The following is a 20,391-nucleotide window of genomic DNA, read 5'->3' on the forward strand; positions in this document are numbered from 1 at the left end:
CATATTACTCATTATGGAGGATTTTAATATGAATAAACCACTTCTTTCTGTTGTTGTTCCTTCATTTAACGAAGAACAAAATGTTGAGCCTTTTTACTTCGCTTTAAAAGAAGTGCTTGACCAAAGCCATTATCGCTTTGAGGTGATTTATATTGATGATGGTAGTTCTGATTCTACTCTTTCTTTACTCCAACGTCTCTCTACTTGGCATCCCCAAGTAAATTATATTTCATTCACACGAAATTTCGGTAAAGAAGCAGCCATTTTAGCCGGATTTCAACATTCAAAAGGGGATTGCGTGATTGTGATTGATGCTGATCTTCAGCATCCAGTCGAAATGATTCACGAGCTTCTTGATGGATACGAAGAAGGGTACGACCAAGTGATTGCGTGTCGAAATCGAAAAGGAGACAATTTCGTTAAAACGGCGCTATCAAAAGTTTATTATAAACTCATTAACAAAGTCGTCGATGTTCAGCTCGAAGATGGGGCTGGCGATTTTCGCTTGTTAAGTCGAAGAGCTGTTGATGCCTTGCTGATTCTAAGTGAAGGGAATCGTTTTTCAAAAGGATTGTTCTCATGGATTGGCTTTGATCAAAAAGTGGTTCATTACGAAAATGTCAGTCGACAAAATGGTGAATCAAAGTGGTCTATACAGAAACTGATTAATTACGGAATTGACGGGATTGTCTCATTTAATTTAAAGCCGCTTCGGTTATGTTTCTATATGGGTGGAATGATCTTGTTAGCTGCACTGGCTTACATTTTTGTTATGCTCACACAAATCGTCCGAACAGGTATCGATGTCCCAGGGTATTTCACCATTATTTCAGCAGTCTTATTTCTTGGGGGCATTCAACTATTATCACTTGGCATTATTGGCGAATATATCGGCCGAATTTACAATGAAACTAAAAAAAGACCGCATTATCTAGTGAAGGAATCTAATGCTACAAAAGGAAAACGATATGAGCGCATTCAGTAATTTTTGTCAGAAAATCTACCGAAATCAATTTATGCGCTTCGCTTTTGTTGGAGGGATTAATACACTTGTATTTTATTCCCTCTTCTTGTTATTTCACCAAGTTTTCTCCTTGTTTTACTTAGCTGCTCATATTCTAGCCTTTATTCTTTCAATGGTCGCTTCTTATTTTTTAAATGTCTTTTTTACATTTGGCGTTAAACCATCTATAAAAACGTTCTTACAATTTCCGTTAACGCAAGTTGTGAATTTTTCCGTATCAACGAGTCTCGTCTTTGTATTCGTTGAATTAGTTAAGTTATCTCCTGTCATTGCGCCAATACTTGCGGTATTTTTAACAGTACCTATTACGTTCGTCATTACAGCGAAAATTTTAAAACGAGATGGAGTTTCACATGAATCTTAAAAAAGTCCTCATTCTTGTTAGTCTAAGCTTAGGGGTTGCATTTCTTGCCCACGGGTTCTTTCTATATCAACTAGTGAATGGGCAATTTATGGTTGGACCGAATGACGGTACAGCTCAAATGCTTCCTTTTAAGCAATTTTTATATAGCCAATTCAGTCAAGGCAACTTCTTTTACTCGCACCAATTTGGTCTTGGCGGAGGGATCTTTAGTCAACTAGCGTATTACTTTTCCACAAGTACCGTTTTTTTCCTCACTTTTTTAGTGGTCTTCATTGGCGAATGGGTTCATTTAGTTCAGAATCCAGATGATATTCTTTTCTGGGCGAATGCCGCAGTTCTTGTAAATAGTCTTCGATTAACACTTGTTATTGTGATTACGACTTTTGTACTGCGCTACTTTAAAATTGCCTTTCCGTTCGCTTTTCTTGGCGCCGTTTTATATGGTGCAAGTGTTATGTACTTTCGCCACGCCTCATTTTGGGAGTTTTTTGCCGATGCCTATTTGTGGTTACCTTTACTCGTTTTTGGGGTAGAGAAGATTATACGAGAGAAAAAACCATGGTGGTTTATTTTTGCGGTTGCCCTTTCCATTATTAATAACTTTTATTTTGCCTATATGAATTTCATTTTCATTGGCATTTATGCGATTTTGCGCTTTTTTATTAAGTTTTCTAAAGAAGAAATTTCTATTAAACACCAGCTGTATACATACATTCCTGCAACTACGCTCGGTTTTTTTATTGGCTCATTTGCTTTTGTACCAGCTGTATACGGTTTTTTAAACAATCAGAGGCCACCATTTGAGCAGTCAATCGAGTGGTTTGATTTTCACGACGAAATCTTTTTTACAAGTCGCTACCTTCTTATTCCGGCTTTGTTTATTTTATTTATCTGTTGTAAAAGTTTATTCCGGTATAAGCCTTTTCTTTTGTTTTCTTTGCTCTCATGCTTATTTATTCTTTTCCATTATAGCCCTATGATTGGAAGTATATTTAACGGATTTTCTGCTCCTCAATATCGCTTTCAATATATGGGATCTTTTGCTCTAGCTGCTACTGTCGCTATTGGTTTGAGTAGATTTTGGCATATCCCTAAAAAAGAAAAAGTACTTGCAATTGGTGTAACGGCTACTGTTTACATAGGCTTGTTCATTAGTGGTTTGATTACGGATCGAAACGCTTTTCTCTCAATCCAAGCGCTAACACTTTTTGGAACGGCTATGGTAACGGTTCTCATAATCGCTCTTCTATTAAATAGTCGACGAAAGTCCTTATTGTATGGGCTGGTAGGCATCATGTTAGTCTTACATATCGCCTTAACAAACGCGTATCAGAAAGAATGGTTATACGAACGAGGCGACTTACAAGCCACATCAGCTGAATTCCTACAAAGTCATGCATACGACCATCCATTGCAAATGGACTTACTTACTCACGTTGAGGAAGATGCACCTTTATCTAGAATTGAATGGGTTGCTGATTTTCGGAATAACACGCCTCTTGTTCAAGACTTTAACGGTGTTAGTGCGTATTCCAGCGTTTTAAACAGTCAATTGTTATTCTTTTATTACACTGATTTGGAGATTGATATGAATCGGGAAAGCGTCAGCAGATATTCAGGATTCGGTGATCGTGCAAACCTCCATAGCTTGTATCAAGTTTCACATAAACTGATTGATAAAGAAGATCCAGACCCTGTTCCCTATGGATTTACTGAAGTAAGCGAAAATGAACGCTACCATTTGTTTGAAAATGAACAATTGCTGCCTTTTGCACGAACAACTTCCACTCTTTATGGAAGAGAGCAACTGTCTTCATATAGTGTGCTAGATAAAGAACACGCTATGCTTACTGGTGCCATTGTAGATGAAGAACTCGCTAACGAAGCGTTTCGTTCAACGGTACAAAATCGTATCGACGACACATCGATCACCGCGATTGGCGGGGCGTATCTTGATGGTCAATTAACAGTAACAGATGAAATAGGTGGAATTGACATTGAAGTAGGGGAACGACAAGACGACGAAGTTGATGATTATTTATCCTTTTACTTGCTAAATAACTCAGAAACAGCTCCTCTATTCCCATTAACGGTGAATGAGTTTGAAACAGATCGAAAGTCTCGTAAATCAATCTACAAAACGGATATAAATCATCTGACAGTTAGAGTTGAAGCAAGTGAAACGATTTCATTAAGAGTGCCACAAGGGGAATACACATTAACAGAACTAGCACTGTACACAGAGAATTACGATATTCTTCAAGCACAACAACGAGAGTCAACTGACATGCAAATCGATCTTGATGGAAGACATATCAAGATTGATATGAATAACGAGGAAAACGACCAACTATTGATGTTACCTGTCCCCCACGAGAAGGGCTGGGAAGTGAAAAGAAACGGTCAAACAGTTGATGTTGAAAAAGTCAATTATGCATTTCTAGGGGTCAAACTTGAAGAAGGTGAGAATGAAATAAGGTTTTCTTATTTACCACCTTACTTTAAACCAACGTTACTATTAGCAATAGCAGGGTTTCTTCTAACCTTTATTTGGATGTATGCAAGAAGAAAGTGAATTTTCTTCTTGCATTCAAATTAAGTACATGATAATATGGAGTTTAAACCAACGGAAATCGACCAATTTCGAATTATTCATAGGATTTTAAAAATTAATACATTATGGAGGTGATACACAATTATGAAACGACTTTATATTAGTTATGTTACGTTGCTTTTAGCTCTCGGTATTGTGCTAATTGCGTTTGGTGTCTTAGATAGCGTTGCACCAACCATTGTTTTCACATTGCTTATTCTTGGTTCAGTCCTCTCTTTACTATTCAAACCTCGTAAAGCGCATAGCTAAAGCCTTTCCCGAGCCTGTTATTTCAACTTTTTGACCTAACTCATTTCGTTCGCTACAATACTCTTAGTAGTTATTACGGCGGAGGTCTAACATGTCCAAAAAATCAAACGAAAACCCACCAAATGAAGCACTCGGAATGATCATCGGATTACTCATTGCAGTCGGCGCTAGCATTATTTTTGATAGTATTCCCATTGGGATTATTGTGGGAATTGTTGTTGGTTCAATGATAAGTTTCTATAGTAGGAAACCAAATAAGAAAAATCAATAGCCGGCTCATGTAAGAGTCGGTTATTTTCATATTTTTTCTTTTGTTGCATAGTATAAGTATGTACCTTATTGAAGACAAATAAATTAGGGAGGTATTCTTTTGTTGTTCAAAAAAAAGAAAGCTCCGTCCTTTGATCAACCTCAGCCGTCCCAGCCATCGTTTCGCCAGTCATCACCGCAAACAACTAGCAGCCCACCTCAAGGTCCTCAAATAAGCCAGCCAAAGCCTTTAAACTCAGACCAACTGCAGCACCTTCAACAGTTCATACAACGTGCCTATCAAGCCGTAACAGACTATGAATACTTATATGAAAAAGTCCCAACAGAACACACTGCCCATACCATCCGAGGCATTATTGAGGATAATAAAAAACACTATCAGACCCTTCTCCACTTGTATCGCAAACAAGCGAATAAAGATCCTGAAGTCACAGAAGCCACATTGAATCGAAATGCTTATACACCAGCTTTAAAAAAAGCATTTGAACAGGAACAGCAGTACACGCATTTATTTGAAGAAGCGGCGCGTTTATCAGACAATCGGCAGCTACGTGACATTTATACATCTATAGCCAGAGATCATCAGCGGCATGCACTATGGTTCCTTTCTTACTTAACCATTTATTCAAGTAAAACCTAAAAGAAGCTCAGGTTGTTAGCCTAAGCTTCTATTTATCCGTTCAGGAACCGTATAGACGTTCATGGATTGATGTCGAATAAACCCCACTGTTGTAATTTCGAGCTCTTCTGCAATTTCAAGAGCTCGGTTGGTGGGTGCTGATTTAGATAAAATCACTTCACATCCAATTTTTGCTACTTTAAGGACGATCTCAGATGATAGCCTACCGCTAAAGATGATAACCTTATCTTCTAGGCTAAGCTTATGACGCAAACAGTAACCATACAATTTATCAAGTGCGTTATGACGACCAATATCGGATCGCATTAATACAATGCCACTTGGCGTCGCTAGTGCTGCATTGTGAACACCACCTGTTTCTTTAAATGTCATCGCCCCTTCTTGAAGTTCATTCATAAGCGCTAGACAATCAGTCGGCGAGAGAACGACATGGCGAGTCTTCATTGTTTTTGTTGTCTTGGCATCTGCTGCAAATATAAAACTTTGACGACTCATGCCACAACAAGATGTTAAATACCGCTTTGTTTGTAGGTGATGATGAAGCGGATTTAACGCTTGCTTCAATGTCACATGAACAAACCCTCTTTTTGCTTCATATCGAAGATCGGTTAGTTCACTGACTGATAAAATAACCCCTTCTGAGACGAGATACCCTACGACCATATCCTCAATGTGATCTGGAGAAGAAATCATCGTCACCACTTCTTCCCCATTGATCTTAACAGTAATCGGTATTTCCGTTGCCACAACGTCTTCTACAACGGATTCTTCACCATCTACAAAGCGAAAAATTGTCCGCTTTGTTTGATTTGAATTCGTCATCTCTATTTCCGTTTCAATAAAAGTGGTAAAGCGAAGGCGAGAGCTCCGGCAGCGATCACATACCATTTTGTTCCTGATGATGATTCAGTTGACTCTTGCATTTGTGGCTGCTGATACGACTCATTTGCAATCGTGGACAATTCCGCTTGCGGTTGGTTTGTTTCGTTTGCTGATTGATCTTCTCCCATTCCTTTTAAAAGGGCTAACAGTGTATTCATACCGTCTAACGTTTTCGGATCTTTTAATGATTTTAACAAGTAGCCAGCGCTAGATTGGTTCTGCTGATGGGTATGTTCGTACTCAGACACATGATTTAGAGCAGAATTGATTTTAAACAGCATGGGCTCTAAATCTGCTAGTTTGATTGATCCAAGGGACTGCACAATAACAAGCATGTTTTTTAATGCTTGTGTAATATGGGGATCATCTAGCTTCGTTACAAGTTGATGTAATAAAGGGTTCTTTTGATCTAAAAGAGAATGAGCAATATTGAGCGCTTCTGTTTGTTCAAGTTTATGAAGAAGAGATAGGACGCTTGTTAAAGCATCCTTATTCTCTAGCAAAGCATTCTCTAGTTCGCGTAGCTCCTTTTCTCGTTCTGCATTAGGATCGACAGGCATTTTTCGAATAACCGTTGCTGCTTTAGCCATTTTTCGCCTTCCTCCTTGCTTCAACTAAATCGCCTGGGAAAATATAATCCCGTCTTGCCCATTTTGCCTCAACGTTAACACCCATTTGCGGTTGTGGATTTCCATTACGGTAATTAATGCGTGGCACCGGACTTTCACCTTTAGGTTCAAGAATCTCCATCTTCGCGGATATTTCTTTATACGCTGGTGTATCTGTATCTTTATCTGAATGAGAGCTTGTTAAATAGTTGATTGCTCCCTCTCCACTTGTATTCATAGGTAAATAAACTTCTTTGCCTTTTACTCGATCCGTTACAAGACAGCGAACAATGACATGCCCGTATGGTGATGTGAGCTTCACTTTCGTACCATCCTCAAGCCCTCGTTCTTGAGCTAACTCAGGAGACACTTCAAGGAATTCTTTTGGGGTTTTTCGACTAATCGCTTTTGATTTATAGGTCATATTGCCTTCATGGAAATGCTCAAGTAACCGACCGTTATTAACGTGCAAATCATATTCATCATCAAACGCTAACGGCTTCGTCCACTCTACTGGCCATAATCTTGCCTTGCCACCTGGAAGAGCAAACCCATCTGTGAACAATAGTGGTGTATCCGTTCCATCTTCTTTTACTGGCCATTGCAAACTGTTATACCCTTCTAAACGCTCGTAGCTAACGCCTGCGAATAGAGGTGTTAACGAAGCTGCTTCGGCCATTATTTCACTTGGATGAGTATACGTCCAATTCGCTTCCATTCGATTGGCAACCTCTTGAATAATCTCCCAATCTGGTTTTGAATCACCTAATGGTTCAAGTACCTGATATAAACGTTGAAAACGACGTTCCGTATTTGTGAACGTTCCTTCTTTTTCCAAACTAGGGCTTGCTGGTAAAATAACATCAGCATATTGAGCGGTTTTCGTGAAAAAGATATCTTGGACAACAAAGAATGAAAGCTTCTCAAACCCAGCTTGTACATAGTTAAGATTGGAATCAACAATTCCCATGTCTTCTCCTTTTAAATAGAGAACATTAAGGTTTCCTTCATGCATGGCATCGACCATTTCATGATTGTTTAAGCCAGGTTCAGCAGGCAAATCTACACCCCAACGCTTTTCAAAGCGCGCACGCACATCATCATCTGTTACATACTGATAACCAGGAAAGCGATCAGGCATGCTTCCAAAATCACTTGCTCCTTGAACGTTATTATGACCTCTTAACGGATAAGAACCAGCACCCGGTTTCATATAATTTCCTGTAACAAGCAATAAATTCGAAATGGCTGTACTTGTATCAGATCCTCCACCGTGTTGTGTTACTCCCATTGCCCATAAAACAGACGTTGTGTTGGCTTCATAGATCGACGTTGCAACGCCAATAAGCTCTTCTTTGGTGAGATTTGTTACTTCGGCTGCGTAATCCAATGTATAGGAGTCCAAACTTTTTAGATAGTCTTCAACATCTGTCACGTGCTGCTCTAAAAAGGAGACATCGTGCCAACCTTGATCAACAATATATTTTGTCACAGCCGATAACCAGACAAGGTCACTTCCTGGGGCAGGTTGAACGAACAAATCAGCACGGTCCGCTAAATCATGCTTTCGAATATCAGCTACAATTACTTTTTGTCCATGTAACTTCTGCGAACGCTTTACTCTTGTTGCTAGTACAGGGTGAGATTCAGCTGTATTAGAGCCAATCGAGATAATTAATTCTGCATTGGCAATATCCTCTATGCTACCAGAATCGCCACCATAGCCAACTGTACGCCAAAGACCCATTGTTGCTGGCGATTGACAGTAACGAGAACAGTTATCCACATTATTTGTGCCAATAACTCCTCGGGCTAATTTTTGCATTAAGTAGGACTCTTCATTTGTACATTTAGAGGAAGAAATAAAGGCGAGTGCGTCTGGACCTTTCGCTTTAAGTGTTTCATTAAATTTAGACGCTATAAGATCAAGTACTTCTTCCCACTCTGCTTCACGGAATTCATTACCATCACGGATTAATGGTTTTGTAATTCGTTCTTCGCTATTAACAAAATCCCAGCCAAATTTCCCTTTAATACATGTAGAAATTCCATTTGCTGGGGCTTCAGCTTGAGGTTCTATCTTTAATATTTGGCGATCCTTTGTCCACACATCAAACGAGCAACCAACTCCACAGTATGTACAGACGGTTTTTGTCTTCTTAATTCTTGATTCTCGCATTTGTGCTTCTAGATCGGAAATCGTCATTAACGATTGATAACCTGTTTCAACATTTTTTGTAATATTAATCATTGGTCGCATCGACTCATCTTGAATACCTGTTAAAAATCCTGCCTCCCCTTCCATGCCTACTTCCATCATGGCATTACATGGACAGACAGTCGAACAATGACCACAGTTCACGCAAGAAGATTCATCAATTGGTGAATCCTTATCCCAAATGACTCTTGGTCTTTCCAGATTCCAATCAATCGAAAGGGTTTCTGTTACTTGTAAATCTTGACAAGCCTCTACACATCGACCACATAAGATACATTGATCAGGATCATAACGATAAAATTGATTGCGCTGCACTTCAGATTGTTTCGAGCTGTGCTCAGTCTCTTGATGTGTTACTTTCATTTCTTTAACAGCATTATGTATCTCACAACCGCCGTTATTGTAATCACAGACTGTGCAATAGAGTTCGTGATTGCCTAAGATCCGATCCATTGCAATAAGTTGTGCTTCATGCACATCATCTGTCCGTGTTTCCACTACATCACCAGGTTTCACTTCTGTTGAACACGAACGCACATACTCGCCATTTACTTTTACAATACACGTGTCACACGTTTCAATTGGCCCTAGGCTAGGATGATAACAGAGACTTGGAATATCTACTGATTCACGATTCAAAGTCTGTAGAACTGAATCGGATTGAACCGTTTTCTTTTTTCCATTTAACGTAACCTCGAAAAATTCAGCCAATTATATACCCTCCCTTTTGACAATAAACAATCCATTCGTTTCAAATGGATTCATTATGTTCACCTTTCCCTTATTCCATATCCAATAAACCTGACTGTTTTCATAGTTTAACGGATTGAAAGGTTGGGTATATTCGGTAACAGATAAAAAGGAGGGGTACGATGTACAAAGACACCTTACATACATTAAATTCACAGGCGAAAAAAAAGTATGGGTTGCTCCAGCATTCACCGATCCGTTATTTATTTGGCGCCATTCTAGCAGGTGCTTATGTCGGAATCGGATCGCTCGTTCTGTTTGCAGTTGGTCAACCTCTTTATGATGCAGGTTCCCCGTTTGTTAGCATCATGACAGGCGCAACATTTGGTGTGGCTCTTGCTCTCGTTTTGTGGGCTGGATCAGAACTCTTCACTGGAAATAACATGATTTTCACCGTATCTTCCTTATCAAAAATCACTAGCTGGCGGCAAACGCTTCTTATTTGGGGTTGGAGTTATATTGGGAATCTTATCGGTGCTCTCGCTTTATCACTTCTCGTGTTAGTATCAGGAATTTTCGCATCTGTCGGGCCCGATGATTACATGATGTCCCTTGCTTCAGATAAAATGAACGCACCAATGATGGAATTGTTTTTTCGAGGAATTCTGTGCAACTGGATCGTCTGTTTAGCCATATGGACATCGTTACGAGCAGAAGGGGATATCGCTAAGCTATTTTTAATTTTTATTTTAATCTTTGCCTTCATCGCAGCTGGTTTTGAGCATAGTGTAGCAAATATGTCGTTACTCGGAATGGCTCTTATGCACGGTGGATCTGAAACCGTTACATTAAATGGCTTTTTCCACAATTTAATTCCTGTATCATTAGGGAACATTATCGGCGGAGGGGTGTTTGTAGCAAGTATTTACTATTTTATCAGTTATACGAAAAAAGAATATCAAGAAGAACATTTCGATAAAAAAAGTAGTTGATACACAACTACTTTTTTTATCCTCCACTCACTGGCGGGATAAACGCAACGGTATCCTGTTCGACTAGCACCGTATCATCGGTTGCAAATTCCTCATTTACAGCCACCATCATCCCTTGAAGAGTGTCGTTTTCAAGCTCATACACTTCTTCTATATGTGCCTTGAGCTGAAAAATCGCTTTACCTGCGATTGGTAATGCCAATCGTTGTTGACCAATTTGTTCTTCTAAACCAGCAAAGAATAAAACGGTAATCATAGCGTCGGTCCTCCTTTTGGATAAGCTTGCTGTTCTAATTGATCACCAACCCACTCTGTTCCGTCCTCCCAATGCTCTTTTTTCCAGATTGGCACTAACTCTTTAATTCGTTCTATCGCGTATTCGTTGCCTTCATATGCTGCTTTACGATGAGGTGAGCTAACGGCAATCACGATAGCGATATCACTAATGTCTAATACACCTAGTCGATGAGTAATGGCAATCGTTGTACCTGGCCATCTCTCTTCCACTTCTTTTCCTATCTTATGTAACATTTTGATTGCCATCGATTCATAAGCATGATATTCGAGCCGTATTGTTTTTTTCCCATGGGTAAGCTCTCTGACCGTCCCAATAAACGTCGTTATAGCGCCACAATTCCTATCAAGAACCTGATCAATGGCTGCTTGTACTTGAATTGGTTCTTTTGTTAGTTCATACATGAATGAACCTCCTTCTCTCGATCCAGTAACTCTTTGATAAACAGCAATGCAGCAGGGTCATCACGTTGAAAAAGAGGGTAAGGTACTGCTTCTCCTCTAAGTGAAGAAGCAGTAAGCACACAACAAATTGAGTCAAGGGATAAAAGATCTTGATCCTGATCATCACGTAAGCAGACAACTTTTGGAAAAGAAGCTTGCTTCCATCCCTCTATAAGAATAAGATCTGGCTGACAAAGGACCTCTTGCATCTGTACGAGCTGTTTTAAAGAACCATCTCCTACAGTTGTGGCTAGATGGATGGTGCCATCCCCTTCAACTAAGGAAGACGTCGCTCCTTTCTCTAAAAACCGCCGGCTATCTGTCATCCCATCAGGTTCTCCTCCATGACCATGATGTTTTATTGTCGCTATGTTATAAGAATCACGCTGCAAATAGACAAGCAATGATTCTATAAATGTCGTTTTACCTGCATTCTTATACCCTACAATTTGAAGAACGTTTCCCATGTAGCATCACTTCCTGTATGACTATTAAGGAGCAAAATATGCACATCTGCTCCTTTTTCATACCCTCTTGTACCACCAGGTAATAAAATAAGGACATCAGCTTCTGCTAATGACACTACTGAACCAGATTTATCAAGTCCGGAAGGATACACAATATGCTGTCCTGACTGCTCATTTAATTTACCACGAACTAACCGTGTAAAAGGGTTCGGCTTTGGAAAATCTACTCCTAATTTCCCTTTACTGATCGGTAAATGGGCTGGCGCTCGCATTGAACGCCTTAAGAGCGGACGTACAAACAATTCAAAACCAACAAAACAAGCCCCAGGGTTTCCAGAAAGGCCAAAAAATAATTTGCCATCTTTAACAGCTGCGGTAGTGACGCTTCCCGGTCTCATTGCGACTTTATTAAACAATGTCTCCGCTTCTAATCGTTTTACTATACCTGGTACCAAATCAAAATCACCAACAGATGCGCCTCCAGTTGTAATGAGACAGTCCACTTCATTGAAATGGTTATGAATCCTTTCCATACATGCATCCATTTCATCTGGTACTTGACCAAGCATAAGTGGCACCCCTCCTGCCCGTAAAACTTGAGCAGCAACCATGTAGGCATTACTGTTCCGAATCTTGCCTGCTTCAAGGGGTTCATTTACTTCCAAAAGCTCACTCCCTGTTGCTAGTATCCCAACCACTGGTCGAGAGGCTACAGAAACTTCAGCTTGTCCAAACGTTGCAAGTTGAGCCACCACACCTGGGTGAATGACCGTACCGGCTTTCGCAATCAAATCAAGTTCCTTTGTATCTTCACCGATGAAGGAAATATTATCGTGTTGCTCGACTTTTCGAACAATCTCTATTTCAGTTTTGCTCCGCTCATGAACAAGTTCTAACATGATGACTGCGTCACACCCACTTGGAATCATAGCACCGGTCATAATTCGGACAGCTTCATTTGGACCAACCTCTTCTTTAAATACTTGTCCTGCCCCAATCTCTCCAATAACAGTAAATAAAGCAGGAGTATCTCTTGAAGCGGTTGCTGTATCAATGGATCGAATGGCGTAACCGTCGTAAGGAGAACGATTAAATGACGGAACTGGATGTGTCGCTCTTAGATCTTTCATTAACACTCTTTCATAACTTTCCAAAATGGGGACCGATTCTACTTTTTCCTTCAGTGGATACGCCATTATTCGTTGGACTGCTTCATGTATCGGTATCGGTTTTCTTCTTTCAACCATGCGCTATCCTCCTATATAGGACATTTCAATTTTCTTTCTATTTTTGGAAGACTCAGCTGTCCTTAGTTCGGAATAGCGATCGGATCGCTTTTCCCATACTTCTTTTATCTTAGTAAATAAAAATTCATCGGTTTTACCTACTCGTAAATCCTGTTTTAAATCAATGCCTTCTTCAGAAAATAAACAAGTAAATATCTTACCGTCAGCAGATAAACGCGCTCTTGTACACGTGCCACAAAACGTTTCTGTAACAGACGAAATAAAGCCAACTTGCACATCGGAATCTTCATAACGATAACGACTTGCCACCTCACCAAAGTAATAAGGATCTATAGGCTGTAATGTACCGATCTCAGATACAGCGTCATAGAGCTCTTTTTTAGAGACTACTTTTGAATAATCCCATCCATTCGTTTGACCAACATCCATAAATTCAATAAAACGAAGCATCACACCTCGTTCTTTACAGTACCTAGCCATGGGAATAACTTCCTGCTCATTTAAGCCTCTTTTGACCACCATATTCACCTTTACGCCTAACCCAGCTTCTAGAGCAGCGTCAATACCTCGCAATACAATCTCTGCTTTTGTTTTGCGACCGCTCATTTCTTGAAAAACGGCTGTGTCTAGGGCATCTAAACTTACATTTACGCGCTTTAATCCCGCTTTCTTTAAGTCCATTGCGAATTTAGGCAATAGAACCCCGTTAGTAGTTAACGCGATATCGTCAATTCCTGGAATATCATGTAGTTCACGGATGAGCAGGGATGCATTCTTTCTTAAAAGCGGCTCCCCGCCTGTAATTCTAAGTTTATTCACGCCTAATCGAGCAAATTGTTCTGCTGTTCGGACAATCTCTGAAAACGATAATAATTCTTCTTCTTTCATAAAGACATAGTCTTTTCCGAATACTTCTTTCGGCATGCAGTATGTACACCTAAAATTGCATTGATCCATAATCGATATACGTAAGTCTTTCAACGGTCTCGATAATTGATCCGTAATCTTCATGCTCATACTTTACGACTCCTTTCTACTCACTTACTATAGGAGATAAGCAATTGCTAACTAGTCTAACTGGATATGTATATGGAAAGGAAAGGATAACCCTATGATGCACCATTCAAACGACGTTGTTCATGCTACTATTGCCATCGTAACACTTTCAGATACGCGCACAGTGGCAGAAGATAAAAGCGGGCAATTAATTCGTCAATTAATTGATGATCGCCATAAAGTTGGTTCTTATACACTTATACCCGATGATCCTCAGCTCCTAACATCGAATCTCCTTGAATTAGTAGCAGATCCCGAGATTGATGTTATTCTATGTAATGGCGGAACCGGTATGAGTAAACGTGATTATACTTATGCTACCATAAAACCACTCTTAGATAAGGAATTAGTAGGCTTTGGAGAACAATTTCGACAGCAAAGCTATAAAGAGATCGGTGTAAAAGGGCTTTTTAGCAACGCTATTGCAGGCACAATAAACGAGACAGCTCTTTTTGCTTTACCTGGTTCATCTAACGCAGTCAAGCTAGGTATGGAAACCTTTATTCTTCCTATGCTTCCTCATTTACTAGGTGAGCTTCGCAAATGACTGGTGCTGGATTGATTTTGGCTGGCGGCCAATCTAAACGCTATGGCAAGCAAAAATTATTTGAAAACTACCATAACCAACCACTTGTGAATCAGAGTATTCAAGCCTTCAAACAATCAAATATGCCTTACTTCATTGTAACAAACGATGAACTAGCAAACGATTTTGAAGGCGAAGGGCCAATTATTGTAGAACAAACAGCTCACTTAGGACCACTTTCAGCCTTATGTACTGGACTCGAACAAATCCAGTCACTTGGGTATTCCTATGGACATGTTTTAGCTGGCGACCTTCCCTTTATAGAGGCTTCGTTTATTTTAGCAATGAAACGATACGCCGAGACCTTCCCAGAGCCGACGATTTTATTGCCTGTACAGAATGAACGTGAACAACCTTTACACGCTATCTATCGTTTAGCTTGCTTACCAACGATCCAAGCCTTACTACCTGAACAAACGAGTATGCGTGCCCTCTACAAATCTCAACACACAAAGCGATTGTCGTTTCCAAATGACGTCCGTTTTTTTAAAAATATTAATAGGCCAACCGATTGGAGAGATTAACATGAATTCCTTTTCCCATTTTAATGAGGAAGGTCGAGCAAAAATGGTAAACGTGTCTCAAAAAGCTGAAACCGAAAGAACAGCAACTGCTCGTACAAAAGTAAGGCTTTCTGCCGCTCTTTACGACGCCATCCATAATCAAGGCCTAAAGAAAGGTGACCCTTTAGCAGTTGCACAAATAGCCGGCATTATGGCGGCAAAGAAAACAGCCGATTGGATCCCCATGTGCCACCCTATTACGATACAAGGAACGGACTTACAGTTTTCTTTTACGAAAGACAACCAAACGAGTGATTATGTGTTAGTCATCTATGCGACAGTAACGGTCAAAAGTAACACTGGCGTTGAAATGGAGGCTCTTACTGCGGTTAGTGCTGCCGCTTTAACCTTTTATGATATGTGTAAAGCAATTGATAAAGGATTAATAATCGAAGAAACCTTGCTTGTTAAAAAAACAGGAGGGAAGAATGGTGATTTCTACCATCCTTTAGTACAAAAAGAGAGAAGCATTTAATTACTTCTCTCTTTCAAAAAAATCGCTTATCCGCATTTGTAACTCTTCTTTTTTCTTACTATACAGTCCGTTTAAAGAGGATAGTACGCGAACCGGATCTCCATAGAAATAACGCTCATAAAGTAACTGCCTTGTGCCGAACTCTGTCATCGTCATATCCCGAGCGAGCTGAATAAGCTGAAATTTGTCATAGGCGCTTACATATTCTCCTTTTACAAATCGCTCTAAATACGGCGCAATAGAAGAAGCAAAATCTTTTTCACTAGGTGCCGCAATAAAATGACTCGCTCCTAACAGCTGAATGATTTCAATTAAGCGCGGGTAAGTCATTTGGTAGTAAGAGGCACACGCTTTTAAGGATTCTAATTTCGGTACCATGATGCCATAGTCATTGACCTCTGCCTGGGCTTCGGAAGAATAAACGAAACCTACCATCGCCTCCAAAGCAATAATCATTTCGCCAAGTTTTCCTTGGATATGTTGATGACGCTCAATATCCAGCGTCGTTACAAGCGCTTGAGCAATACCGAGTAACCACTCTGTTTTGACAATTTGTCTATTGATTGCTTGATATAACAGAAACGATTCCATTCCTGTTTTCATAAATAGATCGTTCATTAACCATTCATTCCTGTATAAAAAAACCCGGTTCCAAGGGATCAGAACATGATCAAACACAACGATCGCATCACCTTCTTCAAACTGTGAGCTAAGGGGCGAATCAAATGTGCTTTCCTTTTTGTAAGGAGGACGGTTAATAAAAGTTAAACCTTCTGTGTCGGAAGGAATGGTACAACCAAATAAGTAATCACTATCAATAAACGCCGCTGAAGGAATCACAAGTAGCTCATCCGTCATGCCCCCTTGTGTCGCTAACAATCTTGCCCCATCAACTATAATCCCCTCTTCGGTCTCTTCAATGATTTTAGTCGCAATCGGTTGCTCATTACCTTGACCATCAGGGAAAAAGGGCTTTCTGCTAATAGAAGGGTTCACAAACGTATGTGTAAACGTTAAATCTTCTTCCTTTGCACGCTTATAAATCGCGTCAATATTTTCCCCGAACTGGGGGTCTGCTTCAGAAAAAAACTTCTTTGCACCTGCCATAACGGTGATCATCGTATTCACATAATCAGGAGATCGCCCTAACACTCCTAACGTTTCATTCGCCCATAATTGCGTTGCTTTTCTCCGCTTCACTAGATCGTCTTTTGTGCGAGGAATGTCGTATGAAAAGTTTATTTTTTGATCTTTACCTTGAAGAGTAGAGGCATATTGCTCATCATGAACCATGTCATAAAGCTTCCCTTTTGCTTTAAGTACTGATCGGAATGGTTCCACATCCGTTAAAGGACATTCAACTCGTTTGCCTTCCATCCACACATTGCTTTTAAGACGTGCCATTCTTTTTAAATACTCCGCACCTGTAACGATACCCATCCTTCACACTCCTTCTTCGTCGCTATAGCCTATGCACATTCGCCTATGACCGTGATTTGTCCTGTTGAACATTCACATCTGTTTTAAAACAAAATAAGCGGGTAAACAAACAACACAATAAACTGGTTGTTTTATAAAAAAGGAGCGAATGTTTACATGGCACATCGAATTGAAGTCGAGCACGGAACCACTCTTTTTGTAGAGGATATTGGTAGCGGTCAACCCGTTATTTTTTTACATGGCTGGCCAGTCAACCATAGAATGTTTGAACACCAGATGGCAACATTACCAGAAAAAGGTTTCCGCTTTATTGGTGTAGATTTAAGAGGCTACGGGCAATCGGATAAACCAGCTTATGGCTATGATTATGACCGTATGGCCGATGACCTTCGTGTCGTCATTGATACACTCGAAATTAAAGATGCCGTATTATGTGGATTCTCAATGGGAGGAGCTATTGCGATACGTTATATGGCAAAGCACGGCGAAAAAGGCATTTCTCGTCTCGCCTTATTAGGCGCAGCAGCACCAGTATTTACGCAACGAGATGATTTTGAATTTGGTTTACCTAAGGAAAATGTGGATGACTTAATTTTAGGTGCTTATGCGGATCGCGCTGATATGTTAAAAGACTTTGGTGGGCTATTCTTTGGAAAAGAACCAAGCACTCATTTTAATAGCTGGTTTCATTCACTTGGTATGCAAGCCGGACCGCACGCAACAATTGAATCTGCTCGAACCCTTCGAGACGCCGATTTGCGCGGTGACTTACAAGTTATTTCAGTACCAACTGCCATTTTACACGGTCGAAACGACGAAATTTGCCCGTTTGATTTAGCAGAACAAATGGAAGCAGGTATTGCTAATGCCACCATCATTCCTTTTGAAGAGAGTGGTCATAGCTTGTTCCATGATGAAAGAGAGAAATTCAACGAAACCATCATTCAATTTATTTCAGAACCAGTTAAATCATAAGAACCAAATAAAACCAGTACTGTTGATGTACTGGTTTTTTCGTCTGTACAAATAAGTGGACTTGTGGTAAAGTGTCTTTCGTTCCTATGAAAACACGCAGTTCGTAACCTTCCTGCGTTATCAAAACTAAAGGAGTTAAATTATGTCCACAGAACTATTAGGGCTATTGTTTGCCCTTGCAAATTTTTCGTTCCTGCTCTTATTTTATAAGTTGTTTGGAAAAACAGGTATTATTGCTTGGATTGGCTTTGCAGCCATCTTAGCTAATTTACAAGTCTTGAAGACGATTGAACTGTTCGGCTTTATCGTAACAATGGGGAATGTCATGTATGCGACAACCTTTCTCGCAACAGATCTTCTAAATGAAAAGTACGGAAAAGCCCTCGCCAAAAAAGCGGTTTGGCTCGGTTTTTCAACCTTACTCGTTTCAACAATGATCATGCAATTTGTGCTGTTATTCCCACCTCACGGCGAAGATTTAGCACATCCGCACCTTGCTTTTATTTTTGACTTCGCTTTACGCGTTGCTTTAGGAAGCTTAACTGCTTTTATCATTAGCAATCATATTAATATCTATATCTTTGCTTTCTTTAAAAAGCTTCTACCCAAAATGCTCTGGCTCCGAAATATCGTCTCAAGTATTTTTGGACAAGCGTTGGATACATTGATTTTCTGCGCAATTGCGTTTCTAGGTGTGTATTCGATGGACATCTGGTTTGAAATTGCCCTAACGACGTATCTAATGAAATTTATCGTTTCCGTGCTTGCCATGCCATTTATCTACTGGGCTCGAAGCATCAAGCCATTGCAAGATTAAAAAAACGACCTGTGATCCAGGTCGTTTTTACATTTCTTTTTGAAAGGCATTTATCATAATCTTGATGTTCACAATGTCTGCCTCGTTTTTTTCTTCAATTTCTTCTTTCAATTCAAGTAAAAACGTTTTTTTCGCACGTAACTGATCTAGAGCGGACTGATACTGGTGATACACTTCCCCTTCTTGTTGATCACTCTGTTCAATACTCGCATAAACGGCCTCCATAAAACGATATTCTGATAGTTTATCATTTACATTAATGGTCGATTCATCCTGATCATTTAACACTTCTGGTGTTTCAATTGTATAAATGTCTTTTAATTGTTTTTGTAATGCAACCATATGCTCTTCGCAAAATTTTTGTACTAACTCATCGTTCATATAACCGACTCCTTTCTTTTTACCCTATTCCCAATAAGTATACAGGAAAAACCGTAAAGTAAAGCGGTCTTTAGAAGAAAAAACAACCACTCCTTAAAAGGAAAGTGGTTGTTAAAAAAAGTGTGCAGGCACATTACGATACCTTAAACCGCATCACCTGTTTTTATAGATCCTATGTATCTTTGTTCATTGCTCTTTCCTTTTAATCCTCTACTACATAATTCAATTTTCCTGATTCATAAACCAATACATCGGCTTATGTCCCGGGACGCGTTGGACCATCTGTTAATTCAGCAACTGAACTTGCAGGTCCAGTACCTGGTCTTGTAGGACCACTTAAATCAATAACAGAAGTTGTTGATAAAACAATCCCCATTGCAACTAGCATTGACACTATCTGTTTCACACCTTCACCCCCTTTTCATCAGTTCCTCTTTCCTGAATCTTTCGTAACGTTGCAAAGAAAATACATACTCTACTTCTTAACATATCAAGCAGCGTCTAGTACTAGGCTATTTCTTTTGAACAGTAAAACAACGTTCATTCTTTAGTATAATGGTTTAGCGAAACACTCTACGGGGTAATTAAATGAGTAGTTACATACGATGCAACCCTGTTACCCCAAGCAGGATCGTGTAATGACCCATCGGCTTTATTAGCCCCCTTGAGACCTCGCTGAAAAGCGGGGTTTTGTTTATTCTCTTTTTAAAAGTATTTACTTTACCAAGCTCCTTGGTCAAAAACACAACTTAATACTTGCCAAGATTATAGTATTATTGATGAAACTGAATACTACCTAACAAAATGAAAAAAGATGCCCTTTGATGCCCTTACAAAATTTACAAACCTCTAGAGGAACATCATCGGGAAATTCTTGTAAAATTCGTGACATTCACGTGATAGTTTGGACGAATACACCGTCACGGATTCTTCAATCCTTAGAAAAACTAGGCTTTAAGAGGCATGTTACATCATGCCGCCCATCACCGAACATTAAGAATTAGCTTATAAAGGGTAGTCATTAGACAAAGGAGAGCTTATATTCTTATATAATTTCAACCTAAGTGTACGTGGAGTTATATTGAGTTATGTAAA

At 39.7% G+C, this 20,391-nt stretch carries 23 protein-coding genes; 12 read left to right on the top strand and 11 right to left on the bottom strand.

What is annotated here, in order from left to right:
• The first annotated feature begins 28 nt into the window (after nt 1-28).
• The 6 genes from E2L03_RS05805 (at nt 29) to E2L03_RS05825 (ending at nt 5,161) form a co-directional block, all read left to right on the top strand.
• Nucleotides 29-985: a glycosyltransferase family 2 protein gene (locus E2L03_RS05805; protein ID WP_134258702.1), complete on the top strand. Its 957-nt coding sequence runs from the start codon at nt 29-31 to the stop codon at nt 983-985.
• Entirely contained in the window at nt 969-1,388 is a 420-nt protein-coding gene (locus tag E2L03_RS05810) for a GtrA family protein (RefSeq protein WP_051667615.1), read from the top strand. The genes E2L03_RS05805 and E2L03_RS05810 overlap by 17 nt, the downstream gene beginning before the upstream one ends.
• On the top strand, nt 1,378-3,963 hold the full coding sequence (locus E2L03_RS05815; protein ID WP_166740196.1) for a YfhO family protein: 2,586 nt from the start codon (nt 1,378-1,380) through the stop codon (nt 3,961-3,963). Before E2L03_RS05810 ends, E2L03_RS05815 begins: the two co-directional genes overlap by 11 nt.
• Nucleotides 3,964-4,086: 123 nt before the next feature.
• Complete coding sequence (locus E2L03_RS20240; protein ID WP_158318542.1) at nt 4,087-4,251, top strand: hypothetical protein; 165 nt, start codon at nt 4,087-4,089, stop codon at nt 4,249-4,251.
• A 91-nt stretch (nt 4,252-4,342) separates the two neighbouring features.
• A complete protein-coding gene (locus E2L03_RS05820) occupies nt 4,343-4,522 on the top strand; it encodes a hypothetical protein (RefSeq protein WP_038482870.1) in 180 nt (59 codons plus the stop codon).
• A 99-nt stretch (nt 4,523-4,621) separates the two neighbouring features.
• A complete protein-coding gene (locus E2L03_RS05825) occupies nt 4,622-5,161 on the top strand; it encodes a ferritin-like domain-containing protein (RefSeq protein WP_038482873.1) in 540 nt (179 codons plus the stop codon).
• 15 nt (nt 5,162-5,176) lie between these two features.
• On the opposite strand, the gene fdhD is transcribed toward E2L03_RS05825, so the two are convergent.
• The 3 genes from fdhD to fdhF are packed head-to-tail and all read right to left on the bottom strand — an operon-like array spanning nt 5,177 to nt 9,580.
• A complete protein-coding gene (gene fdhD / locus E2L03_RS05830) occupies nt 5,177-5,983 on the bottom strand; it encodes a formate dehydrogenase accessory sulfurtransferase FdhD (protein WP_055736493.1) in 807 nt (268 codons plus the stop codon).
• Nucleotides 5,984-5,985: 2 nt separating this feature from the next.
• Nucleotides 5,986-6,633: a helical membrane plugin domain-containing protein gene (locus E2L03_RS05835; RefSeq protein WP_134258704.1), complete on the bottom strand. Its 648-nt coding sequence runs from the start codon at nt 6,631-6,633 to the stop codon at nt 5,986-5,988.
• On the bottom strand, nt 6,626-9,580 hold the full coding sequence (gene fdhF / locus E2L03_RS05840) for a formate dehydrogenase subunit alpha (protein ID WP_124742465.1): 2,955 nt from the start codon (nt 9,578-9,580) through the stop codon (nt 6,626-6,628). The genes E2L03_RS05835 and fdhF overlap by 8 nt, the downstream gene beginning before the upstream one ends.
• Nucleotides 9,581-9,741: 161 nt before the next feature.
• Between fdhF and E2L03_RS05845 the strand changes: the two genes are divergently transcribed.
• The gene (locus E2L03_RS05845; protein ID WP_038482884.1) at nt 9,742-10,551 is read left to right on the top strand and encodes a formate/nitrite transporter family protein; all 810 of its coding nucleotides are present in this window, start codon (nt 9,742-9,744) and stop codon (nt 10,549-10,551) included.
• Between the two features lie 16 nt (nt 10,552-10,567).
• On the opposite strand, the gene moaD is transcribed toward E2L03_RS05845, so the two are convergent.
• The 5 genes from moaD to moaA are packed head-to-tail and all read right to left on the bottom strand — an operon-like array spanning nt 10,568 to nt 14,020.
• Nucleotides 10,568-10,807 (bottom strand): molybdopterin converting factor subunit 1, encoded by a 240-nt coding sequence (moaD, locus tag E2L03_RS05850; protein WP_134258705.1) that lies wholly within the window; start codon nt 10,805-10,807, stop codon nt 10,568-10,570.
• Nucleotides 10,804-11,250 carry a molybdenum cofactor biosynthesis protein MoaE gene (locus E2L03_RS05855; protein ID WP_038482890.1) on the bottom strand — a complete coding sequence of 149 codons (447 nt, stop codon included), beginning with the start codon at nt 11,248-11,250 and terminating at the stop codon, nt 10,804-10,806. Before E2L03_RS05855 ends, moaD begins: the two co-directional genes overlap by 4 nt.
• On the bottom strand, nt 11,238-11,756 hold the full coding sequence (mobB, locus tag E2L03_RS05860; RefSeq protein ID WP_095150644.1) for a molybdopterin-guanine dinucleotide biosynthesis protein B: 519 nt from the start codon (nt 11,754-11,756) through the stop codon (nt 11,238-11,240). The genes E2L03_RS05855 and mobB overlap by 13 nt, the downstream gene beginning before the upstream one ends.
• The gene (locus E2L03_RS05865) at nt 11,732-13,003 is read right to left on the bottom strand and encodes a molybdopterin molybdotransferase MoeA (protein WP_134258706.1); all 1,272 of its coding nucleotides are present in this window, start codon (nt 13,001-13,003) and stop codon (nt 11,732-11,734) included. Before E2L03_RS05865 ends, mobB begins: the two co-directional genes overlap by 25 nt.
• A gap of 3 nt (nt 13,004-13,006) precedes the next feature.
• Complete coding sequence (moaA, locus tag E2L03_RS05870) at nt 13,007-14,020, bottom strand: GTP 3',8-cyclase MoaA (RefSeq protein ID WP_134258707.1); 1,014 nt, start codon at nt 14,018-14,020, stop codon at nt 13,007-13,009.
• 97 nt (nt 14,021-14,117) lie between these two features.
• Here moaA and E2L03_RS05875 point away from each other — a divergent pair, with 97 nt between their 5' ends.
• From E2L03_RS05875 to moaC, 3 genes are read left to right on the top strand one after another with little or no spacing between them, the layout of a single operon-like run.
• Complete coding sequence (locus tag E2L03_RS05875) at nt 14,118-14,606, top strand: MogA/MoaB family molybdenum cofactor biosynthesis protein (RefSeq protein ID WP_038482901.1); 489 nt, start codon at nt 14,118-14,120, stop codon at nt 14,604-14,606.
• A complete protein-coding gene (locus E2L03_RS05880) occupies nt 14,603-15,169 on the top strand; it encodes a molybdenum cofactor guanylyltransferase (RefSeq protein WP_134258708.1) in 567 nt (188 codons plus the stop codon). Before E2L03_RS05875 ends, E2L03_RS05880 begins: the two co-directional genes overlap by 4 nt.
• 1 nt (nt 15,170) lies before the next feature.
• On the top strand, nt 15,171-15,683 hold the full coding sequence (gene moaC / locus E2L03_RS05885) for a cyclic pyranopterin monophosphate synthase MoaC (protein WP_038482907.1): 513 nt from the start codon (nt 15,171-15,173) through the stop codon (nt 15,681-15,683).
• Here moaC and E2L03_RS05890 read toward each other — a convergent pair whose 3' ends face one another.
• Nucleotides 15,684-17,123 (bottom strand): 4-hydroxyphenylacetate 3-hydroxylase family protein, encoded by a 1,440-nt coding sequence (locus tag E2L03_RS05890; RefSeq protein ID WP_038482910.1) that lies wholly within the window; start codon nt 17,121-17,123, stop codon nt 15,684-15,686.
• Between the two features lie 156 nt (nt 17,124-17,279).
• On the opposite strand from E2L03_RS05890, the gene E2L03_RS05895 reads away from it, so the two are divergent.
• Together E2L03_RS05895 and E2L03_RS05900 are read left to right on the top strand one after the other, a co-directional pair.
• Complete coding sequence (locus E2L03_RS05895; protein ID WP_038482914.1) at nt 17,280-18,098, top strand: alpha/beta fold hydrolase; 819 nt, start codon at nt 17,280-17,282, stop codon at nt 18,096-18,098.
• A 142-nt stretch (nt 18,099-18,240) separates the two neighbouring features.
• Nucleotides 18,241-18,915 (top strand): queuosine precursor transporter, encoded by a 675-nt coding sequence (locus E2L03_RS05900; protein WP_038482917.1) that lies wholly within the window; start codon nt 18,241-18,243, stop codon nt 18,913-18,915.
• Nucleotides 18,916-18,942: 27 nt separating this feature from the next.
• Here the strand turns inward: E2L03_RS05900 and E2L03_RS05905 are convergent, their stop codons facing one another.
• Together E2L03_RS05905 and E2L03_RS20245 are read right to left on the bottom strand one after the other, a co-directional pair.
• Nucleotides 18,943-19,296 (bottom strand): hypothetical protein, encoded by a 354-nt coding sequence (locus E2L03_RS05905; RefSeq protein WP_055736504.1) that lies wholly within the window; start codon nt 19,294-19,296, stop codon nt 18,943-18,945.
• A gap of 256 nt (nt 19,297-19,552) precedes the next feature.
• Nucleotides 19,553-19,702 (bottom strand): hypothetical protein, encoded by a 150-nt coding sequence (locus tag E2L03_RS20245; protein ID WP_166740197.1) that lies wholly within the window; start codon nt 19,700-19,702, stop codon nt 19,553-19,555.
• Between the last annotated feature and the right edge of the window lie 689 nt (nt 19,703-20,391).

Origin of the sequence: Shouchella oshimensis, from assembly GCF_004375095.1 — a bacterium.
Classification (GTDB): domain Bacteria; phylum Bacillota; class Bacilli; order Bacillales; family Bacillaceae_D; genus Shouchella; species Shouchella oshimensis.